The sequence below is a fragment of the Burkholderia sp. YHN3-13 genome, from assembly GCF_055810675.1.
The window spans coordinates 1-15491 of the sequence record NZ_JBVVNQ010000039.1 but is presented as its reverse complement, the minus strand read 5'-3'; the positions used below and the strand labels follow the sequence as shown (position 1 = coordinate 15491).

At 51.9% G+C, this 15491-nt stretch carries 8 protein-coding genes, 1 tRNA gene and 5 pseudogenes; 5 read left to right on the top strand and 9 right to left on the bottom strand.

What is annotated here, in order from left to right:
- The 5 genes from AC0KUR_RS37020 to AC0KUR_RS37000 all read right to left on the bottom strand — a co-directional run.
- Nucleotides 1–792: recombinase family protein (locus AC0KUR_RS37020; protein WP_473377317.1), on the bottom strand; the 792-nt coding region annotated here is incomplete at its 3' end.
- 1011 nt (nucleotides 793–1803) lie between these two features.
- Nucleotides 1804–3180 (bottom strand): TAXI family TRAP transporter solute-binding subunit, encoded by a 1377-nt coding sequence (locus AC0KUR_RS37015; protein WP_473377316.1) that lies wholly within the window; start codon nucleotides 3178–3180, stop codon nucleotides 1804–1806.
- A 353-nt stretch (nucleotides 3181–3533) separates the two neighbouring features.
- The gene (locus AC0KUR_RS37010; protein ID WP_473377315.1) at nucleotides 3534–5318 is read right to left on the bottom strand and encodes a sulfatase-like hydrolase/transferase; all 1785 of its coding nucleotides are present in this window, start codon (nucleotides 5316–5318) and stop codon (nucleotides 3534–3536) included.
- Nucleotides 5319–5756: 438 nt separating this feature from the next.
- The gene (locus tag AC0KUR_RS37005; protein WP_473377314.1) at nucleotides 5757–6059 is read right to left on the bottom strand and encodes a hypothetical protein; all 303 of its coding nucleotides are present in this window, start codon (nucleotides 6057–6059) and stop codon (nucleotides 5757–5759) included.
- 636 nt (nucleotides 6060–6695) lie between these two features.
- On the bottom strand, nucleotides 6696–7853 hold the full coding sequence (locus tag AC0KUR_RS37000; RefSeq protein ID WP_473377313.1) for a porin: 1158 nt from the start codon (nucleotides 7851–7853) through the stop codon (nucleotides 6696–6698).
- Between the two features lie 405 nt (nucleotides 7854–8258).
- Between AC0KUR_RS37000 and AC0KUR_RS36995 the strand changes: the two genes are divergently transcribed.
- A tRNA-Ile gene (locus tag AC0KUR_RS36995) sits at nucleotides 8259–8332 on the top strand.
- 837 nt (nucleotides 8333–9169) lie between these two features.
- Here AC0KUR_RS36995 and AC0KUR_RS36990 read toward each other — a convergent pair.
- Nucleotides 9170–9439, bottom strand: a pseudogene (locus AC0KUR_RS36990) (IS6 family transposase); the annotation flags it as partial.
- 1565 nt (nucleotides 9440–11004) lie between these two features.
- Between AC0KUR_RS36990 and AC0KUR_RS36985 the strand changes: the two are divergent.
- Nucleotides 11005–12126, top strand: a complete 1122-nt coding sequence (locus AC0KUR_RS36985; protein WP_473377312.1) for a DUF2827 domain-containing protein — start codon at nucleotides 11005–11007, stop codon at nucleotides 12124–12126.
- Nucleotides 12127–12140: 14 nt separating this feature from the next.
- Entirely contained in the window at nucleotides 12141–13292 is a 1152-nt protein-coding gene (locus AC0KUR_RS36980; RefSeq protein WP_473377311.1) for a DUF2827 domain-containing protein, read from the top strand.
- Here the strand turns inward: AC0KUR_RS36980 and AC0KUR_RS36975 are convergent.
- The 3 genes and pseudogenes from AC0KUR_RS36975 to AC0KUR_RS36965 form a co-directional block, all read right to left on the bottom strand.
- Nucleotides 13289–13423 (bottom strand): annotated as a pseudogene (locus AC0KUR_RS36975) (IS481 family transposase); the annotation flags it as partial. The gene AC0KUR_RS36980 and the pseudogene AC0KUR_RS36975 sit on opposite strands and share 4 nt — an antisense overlap.
- 196 nt (nucleotides 13424–13619) lie before the next feature.
- Nucleotides 13620–14153: pseudogene (locus tag AC0KUR_RS36970) on the bottom strand (DDE-type integrase/transposase/recombinase); the annotation flags it as partial.
- Nucleotides 14147–14302 (bottom strand): hypothetical protein, encoded by a 156-nt coding sequence (locus AC0KUR_RS36965; RefSeq protein WP_226159278.1) that lies wholly within the window; start codon nucleotides 14300–14302, stop codon nucleotides 14147–14149. The pseudogene AC0KUR_RS36970 and the gene AC0KUR_RS36965, both read right to left, overlap by 7 nt.
- A gap of 82 nt (nucleotides 14303–14384) precedes the next feature.
- On the opposite strand from AC0KUR_RS36965, the pseudogene AC0KUR_RS36960 reads away from it, so the two are divergent.
- Nucleotides 14385–14690: pseudogene (locus AC0KUR_RS36960) on the top strand (integrase core domain-containing protein); the annotation flags it as partial.
- Between the two features lie 29 nt (nucleotides 14691–14719).
- Nucleotides 14720–15352: pseudogene (gene tnpC, locus AC0KUR_RS36955) on the top strand (IS66 family transposase); the annotation flags it as partial.
- Nucleotides 15353–15491 lie beyond the last annotated feature (139 nt).

The window sequence follows — 15491 nt, the reverse complement described above, 5'->3', positions numbered from 1 at the left end:
CTTTGAGCAAGACGCGTCCACCCGACACTCAATCGATCGAGTCGCAGAGTCGGCAGTACCGGACTCACCCACCTCGCGAGTGTCATCTTCAGCCCATGTGCCGCATCCTGCCTGCGCCTCAGGTTCGCTTGATTGAGGATCGCGCAGACATGACGCTGCTTCGCATTGCGCCCCATCAACGGCCCCCGGCTGCTCCGGCGCATGCACCCGCGAGCATTCCGGGGGTTCAGGCGATGGAGGCTCCTCTTGCAAGCGCAAGTATCGTTGCAACGTCCGGGGATGTATCTCAAGGCGATCCGCAACCTCTTCGATCGACGCCATGCTTAACCACTGCCGCGCCTGCTCGAGCTGCTCGTCATTCAATGCCGCCGGTCGACCCAGCCTGCTGCCGCGGCGCCGCGCGGCGGCAAGCCCCGCCCGGGTACGCTCACTGATCAACGAGCGCTCGAACTCCGCCAGCGCTGCGATCATGTGAAACATGAACATCCCCGCCGGTGAGCCCGTGTCGATCGCTTCCTGCAACGATGCAAACTGGATGCCCCGCTCGCGCAGTTCAGCCATCAGCTTCACCAGCTCGCTGAGCGAACGGCCGAGCCGATCGAGGCGCCACACTACCAGCGTGTCGCCAGACTCGAGTCGAGCGAGTACGGTCTGCAACCCCGGTCGATCAAAGCGTGCCCCCGAGATGCCCCGATCCGTGACGACGTCGTCGCACCCGTACGCCTGCAGTGCGTTCCACTGCAGATCCAGGTTTTGCTCATCGGTGGAAACCCGCGCATAGCCGATCCTCATGGGTTCCTGGGGACGATGTCGCAGTCACCGAGATCTTGCCGATCAACCGCTCCGATACGCGAATCGGAGCGCAGCTGAGTAGCCGCAGGTTGAGGCGTTCCAGATCCTTGGGAACGACCATTCGTCGCGCGACGACAACAATCGTGCATTTTTTCCCCGTATAAAAATCGCGCCGATCCAGTCTGCTCGTTGAGTACCTGACTCCGCCAACGAGCGCCGCTCGGCTTCTCGCCTATGTTCCGACACCGACCTAAACGGCAGCAGCAAATATCGAGCCAGGAAGGACGGCAAAATACTTAACACAATAATGAAATTGCGACGAACCGCCAAAGCGTGGCCAACCTCATTTTGTGTTTCAAATCTGAAACACAAGAAGGTCGCTCTACTACACGAATGGGAGCCGCCCTGCCTCCAAATCCGCAGATACTTCCAACCCAAACCGCCAGTGCAAGCGACTCAAGGGCGAAGCTCCTTCACAGCCGCACCTTTTAATCGCCATGTTTCAGTTTTGAAACGCATTGGCATTGGATGGACTCGAACATCGATCGAGCACGACGTCCTGATAGTGGCTTCAACTCCAGTTGCGCAACTCAGACGACTTCCAACGTCGATGAATGACTGCTGAAGCGAGTGTTAAGCAATTGAAACATCTGCTTCGTCTGCAACTCGCCGCTAAACCACACCGCAGCTGCGCACAATCGGCTTGTCGCAGCTACCCTGACCCGCTCAGTCGCTCGCCAGTCACCGAGGCCAAGCAGCCAATTCACACGGCAGCAACAACAATCTCAAGAGGTAGCAGATCCCAACTCAGGCCTGTTTGTAACTCGAACAAAACAGCGAGGACTACAAACGGCTTGTGAACCCGATAACGAGTTCACCGTGACTTGAGAGGCAGCGGCAGCGGCGACGGGTGCTCACAGGTTCTTGCCGACAATTGCCGTAGCGATGTCTCTTAAGTCGCATAAACACTTAAAAATCAACGAAATGCATATACTCTTAACAAATTCTTGATCAATTCATTGACGAGCTTGATTTTGATTTATCCCTTACCTTCCAACGCTCAAACTCTTCGAAAAGCGAGACAAAGCTACCGTACAATTTGTAATATTCCGGCAATAATCTCGATGGCACATCCCCACCCAACATCCCAGCCCTAACTTTAAATAACAATTGCTCGATAGCTTTAGGCTCATTTTCTCCATTACGCATTGCAACCTCAGCCTCCCTCAAATCTCTATACATGGCCTTGATTTTGCCATCCTCTCTATTTCTTTTAAAATTCGGCATGGACTTGCAAATTTTGAACACCACACCGATAATAGGAAATGCAAAAATAGAAATTTTGCTAATAAAAGCAGCCAACCAAAAAGGAAATAGCTCATACATCCAATTCCCTCTATTTTTCAAAAATTGAACAGAAATATCACTTTCCGGAAAAATTGAATTCTTAAAACAGGGAAATTCACCTTTATCAGCAAAATACGATTTTTTCCCACTGACATGAGAGGCAGCTTTAAGCAAGGCATACTGAACCACAGAATTCACTTCACTCCTGGACAACATATCGGTTGTACTTGCAACCAAATCCACCCCAACAGATGGAAAATTCCGTCGTAAATCAAGACTTCCTTTATTTACTCTGACTTTTTCGATATTTTGATCAAGCTTTGCGTACCCAAGAGCGCGATCGAAATTCACTAACTGAATATCGCCAATGTTAAGTAAAGACTGAATATTTTCTGAATCCACAGAGTCGGTTAGAAATATTGACGTTACCTCACCCGACAAGAGAAGTGGAATACATTCATTGGTGGCGATCGACAGGGGTTCGTAACGACCATCAGCCTCGTGTCCCTTTAAGATCTCCATCGCCATTGCATGCGTCGCAGAGCCTATCTGTCCTATGCAAATTTTACCGGAAATTATTTTTGAAAAATCAGAACTTTCTTCATATATTTTTTTCCCACGATAAAATATCCACGTGGGCTCATAACCAACTGAACCCAAAGAAATAATATTATCTTCTTTCTTCGGAATCTCCACACTGCTCTGCACCAACGCCACGTCGACCCGACCCGCTCGCAAGTATTCCAAATTTTCAGCGGCACCCGCCGTATTAATCAATTCCAATTCAATACCAAACTTCTTCAAATACGCCTTATATTGATCACCAATCTTTTCAAAGCCGCTTGATTTAGCACCAATTGCCATTCTGATATGACATTGACTCCTATCAAACGACACTACTCCAAATATCGACAAACCAATCAATAACGGGATTCCAAGCAACCCCACCCCCCAAAACTCTAATAACTCGCTGCACTTCTGCAATATAAATTCACTTGCAGCCGATAATTGATCAGCAATTTCATCAATTAAAGATTTCATGATGACTTTTCGCTATAAATTCAAATTCTAAATTACACAACACCGCACACAATAAATTCATTTACACCTTCAATTCACTCCAATCAAAAAGCACCCCGCAAATTTCGTGATTTAGCGAGATGCTATTCCGCTGAAATTAATATATAATCCGCGCTAACTAACTCGAGTTCCCAATTTTATAAGAAAAGAATGCAACACCTACGACGACAAGTCACGAGAGGCGACGGATCCAGATACTTCGAGTCAACACAAGGCTAAGACACATTGCTCAAGAATGAGAACAGAGCTTGTCATGACAGTGTAGGCATCGTGCCGCAGTTTGGTGGCAAATAACGCCCGCCTCTGAAGTCGATCTAAATAATCCATGGTGTGGTCGGCCATTGAAACGATATAAATGGCGCAGCCAACTGGCCTGCAGCCTGAAATTGCTGTGTTAGGGATATATGCAATTTTTGCCACTGCTGCATGATTGCAGCCTCGAGTGAGGAAGCATTCGCGGGTGAACCGCTAAGGAGATTTGTTATCTGGTTTGGATCGCTAGAAAGATCATACATCTCATATTGCAAGTCGGAGCCGTTAGACTGCTTATCAAAATAGACAGCATACATCCACGTACCCTGCCTAATAGCTCGAATATTTCCCGGAATATTCGGCGACGTCGCCACATGAAAGTTGTCATCGTATGTATACAATGCACTATCACGTACAGAGGCAGCTTGCCCTAAAATTAGAGGCACAATGCTTCGACCGATCCCATTACCGAAGCTATTTGGGTTCTCAACACCGGCGAGGTCCAAGATGGTGGGCAAGAAATTTAGATGATCGTAAAATGCTGCTTGCGTCTGTGGATTTGGATACAATTTAGGATTACTTATTACCATCGGAATATGTATCATTTCTTCGTACGCGGTATAATTCTTTTCGGTCATTCCACCGTGAGCAAGCCCGGCCTCACCATGGTCAGCCGTTCGGATAATTAACGTGTCGTTGGTAAGATTCGCGGCATCTAATGCATCCAAGATAGCGCCTATTTGCGCATCAACAACTGTATGTAAATATCCGTAAAAATTCGCATAATCAGATGCCTGTTGAGCAGAAATACTGCCGCCAAATGCCTGCGCACTAAACCGAGCATATGCCTGATGCACTGCGGGTTTTGTCGACAAATTGTCACCGCTGTAGCTCAACGGTGGCTGAATCCCGAGATTCGCGAAATCTTCATATTGATAACCGAGGCTACTGTAGGATTTCGGATAGGCACCTACATCGTGCGGATTTACCAATGCAACGACAAGGCAGAAAGGTCTATCAAGCTTTGGAGCCGTATTTGTCAAAAAATCTATCACGCACTGTTGTTCGGCTCCTGAAACTGGCTGGATCTGATTGACAGCACCGGCGGTCGGGCCGGAGACGTAGCGTCCATCGTTATTATAAATTCCGCCTCCGGCTGTTTCCATGTACGACATTTTCCCGGAGGGAATCTGGGTGCCGGAGTCCGGAAGCAACCATCCGGTCCACCCGTACCTAGAATTCAGATTCGCAATATCAGAAGCCGTCCAGTTACTCGGATCAACGGGATTTGAGGGATCAGCCACGGTAGTAAGGGGCGCTGTAAGATGCCATTTGCCTTTCCAAATGGCGAGCATGTCACTTTCGTTCATTAGTATTCCACCGAGCGACGCGACAGCACTCTGGCTAGGCAGAGAATTAGGTGGATCTGCTGTGACCGACACCTCGTTGACAGCAGAAAATTGTCCCGTGAGCATTGCGGCACGTGATGGGCCACACTGTCCCGCAGCGGTATAAGCATTGGTAAACGTCAATCCGGACTGCATTAGTCTCTGCATAGAGGGTAGATTTTTTTCCACCCATCCGTCGGGCCAATGAGCCGGATATCTCTCTTGGTCGGTTAGAATAACTAAAACGTTCTTCGGCAAATCTGCACGACTCAGAACGGCAGACGAAGGCGGATTATCCGGCACAGTCGTGGGCTTCACCGGCGACGGGGTATGGCCTGTTGTGGCATTTATTTCACCCTCTCCGCAACCTGCGAGAGTGATTAGCCCGGCTATGCCAGCTGCTGTTTTAATCGTTTCCCCAAGGAATTTCCGTCTAGCACTACGCACATTAATCTCCATTTAAATTTGCGCCGATAAAAATAGTTCTTCGTATAAACAGCATCTATGAAAATCACTAGCCAAATGAAATGTCTTAATTTTTATAGTTTACGAAAAACATATGTGCGGCAAAGGTTATGCAATCTATCAAGTGCCGCGGATATTATATTTCTAAAGTCTACGTAGATACGTGAATAGCCGATTATGTTCTAGTAACTCTAACAAATACAAAGGACGCCACCACGGTCGCCCGTTGAAACGTCGCGACATTACATCACTCCGCCATAGAGCATCACCTTCTTACCGCTCTTGTAGGTGTACAACCAAATCACGCCGTAGTTAACATCTCCTCTCGAATCAAGGCGCGTCGTACCAACCACTTCCGAGTAGTGCATATTGATATTGCCGTTATAATCTTCGGCGAGTCCGTCGACTTCACCCGCTTCATTGCGTCGTCAACTATGCATTGCGTCTAAATGAGGCATAGATCTGGATCGGCTGTCCAAAGCGACTCTCATACTTCGCCTTGAAAACCGCACCACCAGGCATCTTCTCGGACGGCATGCGGGCTTCCGGACATACAACGTCGTTTTTCGCTGAATCGACCAGATCCACCATCTTCTTCGTGCAGACACCATCTGCGGCAAAAAGGTTAACGCGCAAATCAAACTGTTTAGCCAGCGGGCGACCTGTAGCATCCGTGCCGCCGTCCGTGATCGTATCCGGATACTCGCCCCTAATCTTTGTAAAACCACTCAACAATCAATAGCGATGTCGTTCGTTGCGTCATGTGAGGCCCCATTCATGCCCACTATCTTCGCCTTTTTCTCGAACGTGTTCGCAAGATATTGGCCTAAACGGTAGAACCGCCAACTATGCCAACAGCCTTGACTCGGTGAGCTGTTGTACAGCACGCGAGTGCCCGCCCTCGCCACAGATCTTTCAAGACTACTCGTAGTACCGTTTTGAAACCTTGCTGGCTGCAGCTCGGATAGGTCGTCGATATCGAAATAACAAGATACCTTCATCGCTATAGATATCCTGGACGCTTGAACCCTCGTGCCCTACTTCCGATGTTCAACGTCCCTACACCTTTTACGTCGACAAGCTTCTGCGTCACTTGTGTCGCTTACGGCCGATCACCGACGTCGTCCTGAGGATTTAATCGCGGTGTGATCGTCTGTCCCCTGATTGACAATCACCCCGATTCGCTCTCCTAAATCGCCAACCGTATACCATTTTCCATTAGCATTTCCAATGGCGCTTAATACCACTAGTCAACGACACCACGCGACTGATTTTGACATTATTACCCCACAAAGATATTGGACGGGACACAGTGTGACTAAATTTTAGCGAAACCAAGTAGGGAGGCACTTGATTTCACTAATTTGCCGCTTAGAATTTGTGTCGAAGTCCGATTCGCTCAATCACCTGCGATGCAGTACTGGACTCGCCCGACGGGAAACCATCGTAAACGTCTGCCATTGCCCCACCTCCCGAACGTTGGAAAGCAGCCATCAAATAAACATCTGTACGCTTCGATAAGCGATAATCGACCAACAGGTTTACTTGTTGATATTTTGGCTTTGCTTGGTTAACACCGATACTGCCTTTTGTGAACGTATAACCTGCGGCCAGTGTTGCCGCAGACGTTATGCCATACTGTCCCCACGCTTCGTAGCTGTTGAAAACTACGGTATTTCCAGCCACTCCCGTTGCCCCGGTATACCGCGAATTGGAATAGTTTATACCCAGCAACGCAGAACCCATTGAATAGGTGCCACCTACGCCGACGACACGCATGCCAGTTGGCGCGCCAAGATAGCCAAACGACCCCATACCGTTAGATGCCCCGGGCACCAACGTAGAATTCCCGGCATAATTACTTATTACGAAATTACCGTCGGCGAACTGCTGTGCGGGATTTTTAGCAAAAAGATACGCTGCACCGAGGTAAACCGGCCCATTGCTATAACTTAAACCAGTTGCAATTGTGCTCTTCTCGCTAGGATGCCCAGCCACCCCGCCCAGGGCATACATAATTTCACCGGCTATACCACTCACTGTCGGTGTCACGTATTTGATCGCATTATTGAGACGGAATCCGTTGTTCATATTATCGATGTCGTTGGCATGCGAAAATAGAGCACCCCAATTACCGTTCATCGACGTCGGTTGAACAATATCAACTACTGCGTCGTATTGACGACCAAGTGTCAACGTACCCCAATTGTCGCTCGTCAGGCCAACATAGGCCTGCCGCCCAAATTCGAGCCCCCCCTGCCCCAACTTACCGTTGAACACGTTGAAGCCATTCTCCAACTGAAAGACAGCTTTAACGCCGTCACCGAGATCTTCCGAGCCCTTCACGCCCCAACGACTACCCTGCGCAACACCACTTTGCGTAGCAACAAGAGCGTTGCCACGTGAGTTGGTCACATAGGTAATTCCTGCGTCGATGATTCCATAAAGCGAAGCGCTGCTCTGCGCAAATACTGGAGCGCAACTCATTCCTGCGACCAAAAATACTACTACTGACTTCGCTGTATCCATCTTCAATCTCCAAATTATTTTTTGATAATTACAACAATCTTCAACTGCGCTAGAACAACGGTTTCTTACGCTTTCGTAGGCCGACACCGACGATGTAACACCAGGATCGTACAAAGCGTGCTGCGAGTGGTGCTTCACAAAATCGGAACGTGTATACCACACAACACCCCACCACAAGGAATCGCGCCATAAAATGTGATTAAGATTGATTATTCACGGCAAGGCACCTCATCAGGTGTCAGCACGATCGTTCATAAAAGTCATTTTTTTGGAAATTCGCCCACGGTCAAAGTGTGATTTTTATTGATTTTCATGCTTCACCAAGTCCGTGTAATATCTTAAATACAAGATGCGACTCATTATTAGCGTGTTTATAGTTATTGTGTAAGACCTATTGCTTTATGAGGGCCAGTAGCTCAGTTGGTTAGAGCGATCGGCTCATAACCGATTGGTCGTCGGTTCAAATCCGGCCTGGCCCACTTTCAACTGCAGAGTTCATAGTATGTTCTTCTCAATCAAAATTTTTCAAACGAGATGGCGACTACTTTGAATCCCGATACGCTCGCCGAATATTTGAGTGTCTATTATTGCCTGACGGCGGCGAGTAGGCGTTGTCCGAAATTCACACGGCGTTTGATTCGTCTGCCTCTCAGATTCTCAGTGTAATCTATCGTTTGATTATCAAGTGATTTATTTGTGTTTGCGGCGTGATTCAATCTCAACACGAAATACGGGTCAGCGTCATAGATAAATTTGGATCGTTGCTGCCAGTGCCTGGACGTTGGTGGCCTTCGGCAGACTGAACTGTTACCAATGCGATACACGCCGTGGTACGTGTCAAGGAGGCGATATTAAGAACGCAAGGGTTGGGTCCGCGCATCGGATTTCGTGACGACGTCTTCTCTGCTGGACCGGTCAGTGAAAGGGAAGTCGATATGGTTTGCGTTTGCGTTTGCGTTTGCGATTTGATCTGATGAACTCCTAATCTTAAGATGCGGCTAATCACGGCCACGCGGATAAGTCGCTCGGGTAGGACTGTCAATTTGACGGGGACGAATAGTGCTCGGTGGGAACGAAAACGGTTCCGTCAGACTGGAGACGGATTCGGGGCGTCACTAATGAATTGTCGGCAGATTGCGAAGCGTTCGCCAAGCTGTTTGCGATAGAGCGATGCGATGCGTGCAGCAGATGTCGCGTTAGGCAAAGTGCTGGCGGATTAGCCCGGGGCGCTGGAGGAAGTGCTTGGCTGCTGCCCGCTCCTACAGCAACATATCCAGTTCGGCACCGTGTTCATCGACCACTCGCAATAGTAGCTAAGGCTCGCTGCCTAACGCCCCGGAGATCTCGTCCGGATGCCAAGTACGACCCGGCTTTCACAGCGCAGCCTTGACCAGCCGAGCGAAGGCGGCACCGAATTTGTCGTACCACTGGCGAATTGCGTCATAGCTCACGATCACGCCGGCCTCGAATAGCAGCTCCTCAACGTTGCGTAAGCTCAGCTGCAAACGGAAATACCGACGGACCGCTTGGCTAATTACTTCTGCGGGGAATCGATAGTTGTGGTGGAGCGCTTTCAATTTCATCATTTCACCTTAGGAGACCACAACCGCCAACGTGAAAGTGCCAATCGCACACACGTCATCGTTTGCGTAACTGTTAAGTTTCCGTTAGCAAACCAGATTGGTATCTTGTACGAAAAAAGAAAATTCCATCACCGAGTGTAGGCACAAAATTTAATTTCGGAAAAATGGAGGAGCTTAGTTACGTGTGTCGTAAGATTTCTGCCCTTGATGCACGGAAAATATGGCGATCGATACGTTGGCGCGCGATGCTTTTATATGAATTTCCCTCTGAAGCAAAATAATATGTTTTTTGGATTCATCTAGAGTTTTCCCTAGCCATCTCAATAAAAATATTTTTAATTGCGATTCAGGAAATCATTGATCTGGCTTTGACGGAAATCGAGTTTTTTATTTGACGCGCCGCGCAGGTTCCCGAGATATAGTGAAAGTATGCAAAGTATTTAGCCTGCAAACACGTGATGCGGCACTCAAGAAAATATTTTCAGTGCTTTTTAAATCATGATAATGAGAAAATGACAGGGTTTAACCCAGCCCAAAAACCGCAAAATTAGTTTAATTGTTATTGCACTCGCCTGGCTATTTTCAAATTTATCAATTATCTGGCATTGCAATAAATTATAATTCTAGGCACATAATATGTCGAGTTGCCTACGTTGCAATTATTGTACGCTACTTTAAACCAGAGGAGGATCAGATAACCAAGTTTTTATGCGTGGATTTTAATATTTCTCTTTTTATTGATGCGCCATGAAAATTAATTTGAAAAGTGCCCTTGGGGTTGTAGGGGTATGCGTGACAGCTGTCGCATGCGCAGGAGTATTGCAAGGTCATCCCGATATTCGCAGCGCTTATGAAGCTGCGGGCTCGGCTATATCGAGCCTCAATCGGGCTCAGAATATACATAACTATCACATGGGTGGTCACGCCCAAAGAGCAATAGAGCTACTTCAGCAGGCTCAGTCCGAGATGTTAGCAGCGGCTGAATCGACTAATTGATTGAAGTGGAATTATAAATCGGCATCTCAGTGGACGCTCTTTGATTATAGGGCGCCCACTCATAACCAGTTCCCATCTTTTTAATGTGAAATAGCGCTTTTATTATGATCAAGTTCCCAGAGCGGTGCCGTGAAATTCGAAGGCGGCACGTGTAATAATAGGGTTGGTCGATCTAAATCTCTTCGCGCAACAGTTTAAATCGTGGATGTGCATCGAATAAGAGACAGAAAAATTAGAAAACTTGATGTGACGCTGGCTTTCTTTCAAACTTCAGCGGGTCATTGAACCTTTTTCCAACACGGTATGTCCGATCATGGCTTGTGCTTTTCCGCGCGAGAGTGAAATTGTTTCGCCATACTTGTCGAACCGAATTCAGCTGCACGCCTCATTATTTGAATGCCATTGCCCGTCGAAATTCGAAGTAATTTTGCACAACTTCCACGCCGCTCATCGCCTGTAATGTTCACGATAAAATCCATCCTCGGCGCATCCACCGAGACTATGAATTTAAGTGGGCATCAAATATCTATTTCTACCAACCGAATCGAAATGGTTAGCACCGGTTTAGTCTCATGGATCAATATTATCGGGAGTCTTTGACAGTCGGCATCTCGCTGTTTGCGCGCGACGGCCAGGCAATCTGGGAAAACGGCATTCACCAGAACATCGCGTTCCTCGCGATGATGCTCAAACGCTCGGATCGCGTCGGTCCCGTCTATTTCCTGAACGGCGGCGACGCGAACGCGCTGCCGGCCGGCCTCGAACTCGACGGCCTCGACATTCCGCTCGTGAAACCCTCCGACGTCACGCACGAACTCGACGTCGTGATCGAGATGGGCGCGCAGCTGCCGGTCGAATGGCTCAGGCACATGAAGGCGCTCGGCAAGAAGATCGCCGCGTTCTTCTGCGGGCACGTCTATGCGGGCCTGTGCGAAACGCCGATCTTCGGGAAACCGTCGGGACACGTGTTCAACGGCGCGCCGTTCGACGAAGTGTGGCTGCTGCCGCAATACGACAAGACCGCGGCACCGATGCTGCAGACGATCCTGCGCGCGCCCGTCCACCTGATGCCGCACATCTGGTCGCCGTACTTCCTGGAGCGCCGCGCCGCCGCGCTCGCCGGCGAAGGCGCATCGTTCGGCTATCAGCCGGGCCAGCGCCCGTGGCGCCTCGCGACGCTCGAACCGAACATCTCGGTCGCCAAGTCCTGCCACTATCCGATGCTGGCGTGCGATGCGTTCTACCGCGCGCGGCCGGACGCGGTGCAGCACATGTTCGTCGTCAACTCGATGCACATGAAGGCGCATCCGACCTTCGTGCACTTCGCGAACAGCCTCGACCTCGTCCGCCAGCACAAGGCGACGTTCGAACCGCGACTCGACCTGCCGGGCTTCATGGCGCGCCACGCGGATGCGGTCGTGTCGCACCACTGGGAAAACGGGCAGAACTATCTGTATTACGACGTGCTGTACGGCGGCTATCCGCTGATCCACAACTCGACGCTGATCGGCGACGCCGGCTATTACTACCCGGACTTCGACGCCGCCGCGGGCGGCCGCGCATTGCTCGAGGCGTGGCTGCATCACGACGAACGCCTCGACGATTACCGCGCGAAAGCCGGCCGGCTGCTGCAGTCGGTCTCGATCGACAACCCCGCGAACCTCGACGCGTTCGTCTCGCGTCTGGTCGCCTGAACCGGAGCTTACGCATGTCGGACTCCAATGCCCGTCAAGTGCCCGGCGAGGGCAAGCGTCTCGTCGTCGGCGTGTCGCTGTTCGTGCGCGGCGCCGGCCAGTCGCTGTGGGAAAACGGCATCTTCCAGAATTGCCTGCTGCTGATCCTGCTGCTGCGCCAGTCGCCGCTCGTCGCGCAAGCCGTGATGGTGAACGGCGGCGAACAGGTCGCCGATCCGCAAATGATGCTCGGCGAGTGGGACGTGCCGCTGCTGTCGATGGACGAAGCGCTGGAACGCTGCGACGTGCTGATCGAAATGAGCGCGCAGTTCGGTGCGGACTACCTGCGCGCCTTTCGCGACCGCGGCGGCAAGATCGTCACGATGCGGGTCGGCAATGACTACGTGATCGACATCGAGCGCGCGATGTTCGACAAGCCGTCGGGCTTCCTGTTCTCGGGCGCGCCGTACGACGCGGTCTGGACGATTCCCGAGTTCGAGCGCTCGTGCCTGCATTATTACCAGACCGGCCTGCGCGCGCCCGTCACGATCGTCCCGCACATCTGGCATCCGATGCTGTTCGACAAGGCGCGCGCGACGCTCGGCGCCGGTTTGTCGTTCGGCTATCAGCCCGGCAAGCCGCGCTGGCGCGTGACGATGTTCGAGCCGAACATCTGCATGGTGAAGACGAGCGTCATTCCGATGCTGGTGACCGAGGAGGCGTATCGCGCGAAGCCCGATTTCCTCGAGTTCGTGCGCGTGTGCAACACGATCCATCTGAAGGAACATGCGACGTTCGTCCACTTCGCGAAGAGCCTCGACATCGTGAACCACGGCATCACGACGTTCGAAAGCCGCTACGCGGTGTACGAGTTCATGGCCGCGTACGGCGATGCCGTGGTGTCGCACACGTGGGAAAACGCGCAGAACTACCTGTACTACGAGCTGCTGTACGGCGACTATCCGCTGATCCACAACTCGCCGTTCCTTGGCAAGGCCGGGTATTTCTATCCGGACTTCGACTGCCAGGCCGGCGGCCGTGCGCTGCTGCAGGCGTTCGCCGAGCACGACGCGAATCTCGACGCGTACCGCGAGCAATCGAAGCACGTGCTCGACTCGGTCAGCATCTACAATCCCGAGAACATCGCGGCGTACTCGCGTGCACTGTTGTCGGTCTACATGGACTAGGTGTTTAGTCCCGGCATTTGATGGAGCGGAGCGAGAGTAAACCTTTTTGGCGCAGTCGTCGAGATATTGGAGATGTATTCATGAGGGGTAAGCCCCTTGAGAGTCTTCAAGCGACGTGCGAAGTTGTATGCCCGTAGTGGTCAACCAATCCTGATCCTGCCTCGATCCCACGTACAGCAAGAAGTTTGATAAATTTTTATCTGTATGGAGAGGAGCATGGCAGAGAACGCGGTACCCAGACGGCAGTACACGAACGAATTCAAGGTTGAGGCTGTGCGGCTGGCTGAGAGCGTCGGTGGAGTTGACCCTGTAATACCGGACACAGCATCACACTAAGGTTGCTGAATCCATCGAGCGCCGGAACTCGCGAGGCGAGCGGTATTTCAACGCGCTATGGGGATGCTTCTCGTTGTAATGCTCGAACGCGATGGCCAGGTTGCGTGCAGCAGTCGCTGCGTCCGGCTTCGGCATGAAGGCGACGTAGTCGCGTTTCATCGTCTTCACGAAGCTCTCGGCCATCCCGTTACTTTACGAGCTGCATACCGGCGTGGTCAATGGCTTCAGGCCGATGGCCACTGCGAACCGACGCGTGTCGTCGGCCGTGTAGCCCGAACCGTTGTCGCTCAGCCACTCGATTTCGGACGGTGTATGCTGCTCGTTGCCAAACCGATTTTCCGCTGCAGCCAGCATCACGTCGCGCACGATGTCGCCGCTGTGGCCTGCCGTCGTAGCCGCCCAGATCATTGCCTCACGGTCACAGCAATCCAGCGCGAACGTTACGCGCAGCGGCTCGCCGTTGTCGCAGCGGAACTCGAAGCCGTCCGAGCACCATCGCTGATTGCTGCGCGCTACGGCTAACTCAACAGCCGGTCGAAGTCAGGAGCGCTGTTGGTCATCCGGAAGCGCTGACGCTTCCCGTCCGACAACTCGATCAACACAGCGTTCGAATAACGGGCGATGTCGATTGCAACCAGGTTCAGGGGTAGCGTACCTTCCAGCAAGTCGGCCATTTCGGTTTCCTCCGGCGGGCGGTGAACGGGCAATCCAAAGGATGCCCGTTACCCCTGATGGCTGACATTCTGCATGTACTACGGCGCCGAATTTACCGCTGCCAGGGTCATCCGCTGGCTGCGGGATGCGGCTATCGGTCCGGCCTTCATCGCGCCCGGCAGTCCGTGGCAAAACGGCTTCGTCGAGAGCTTCAACGGCAAGCTGCGTGACGAATTGCTGAACCGGGAGTGGTTCAGCAGCCGCGCTGAGGCCAAGGTGCTCGTCGAACGCTGGCGGCAGTTCTACAACGAGCGCCGGCCCCATAGCGCACATCGCTATCAACCTACTGCCACAGTCCGTCGAGCGTGGCTGGATTCCGATAATATCGACTCGAGACTCACTGCCTGATTGGCTACAAAATTCCGCCGCAGGTCACTTACGCCGGGTTCGATCAGTTGTACGCGAACGGCGAGATCCAGGAAGCGGCATGCTGGGATCACGCGAGGCGCTACATATACGATGTTCACGTGCGTACGCCGACACTGGATACCCAGCAACTGCTCGATATGATCGGCGAGCTTTACAGCATCGAAGCGGACATCCGCGGCAACGCGCCTGACGAGCGTTTGCGTGTGAGGCAGGAAAAGACCAAGCCGTTGCTCGCGAAGTTCGAAGCGACGATCAGGGCGAAGCTCGCGACGCTGTCGACGAAGTCCGCACTCGCCAAAGCCATCAACTACTCGCTGAACCATTGGGCGGCGCTCGTGTTCTACTGCGAGGACGGTCGTGCCGAGATCGGCAACGTGCTTGCCGAAAATGCCTTGCGCTGTGTCGCGCTCGGACGCAAAAACTATCTGTTCGTCGGCTCCGACAGCGGGGGTGAGCGGGCTGCCGCGATGTATAGCTTGATCGGGACGTGCAAACTCAACGGAATCAACCCGCGAGCCTACCTGGAATACGTCCTGACCCGCATCGCTGGTCACAAGATCTCCCGCATCGACGAATTGCTGCCCTGGAACGTGGCCGACAAGCTGCAGCCGGCTACCCCGCCCACACCATCAACCGGGTAGATCTGGATAGGTTCGGATGGATCGTGTGCGTATTTCGGCGAACGTGATCAGCGATTTCGGTTGAACGTGATCAGTGGTTCCGATTGATGGTGATCGGCCGTTTCGGTCGAAGGTGATCGCTGATCACCGGTTTCCGAAA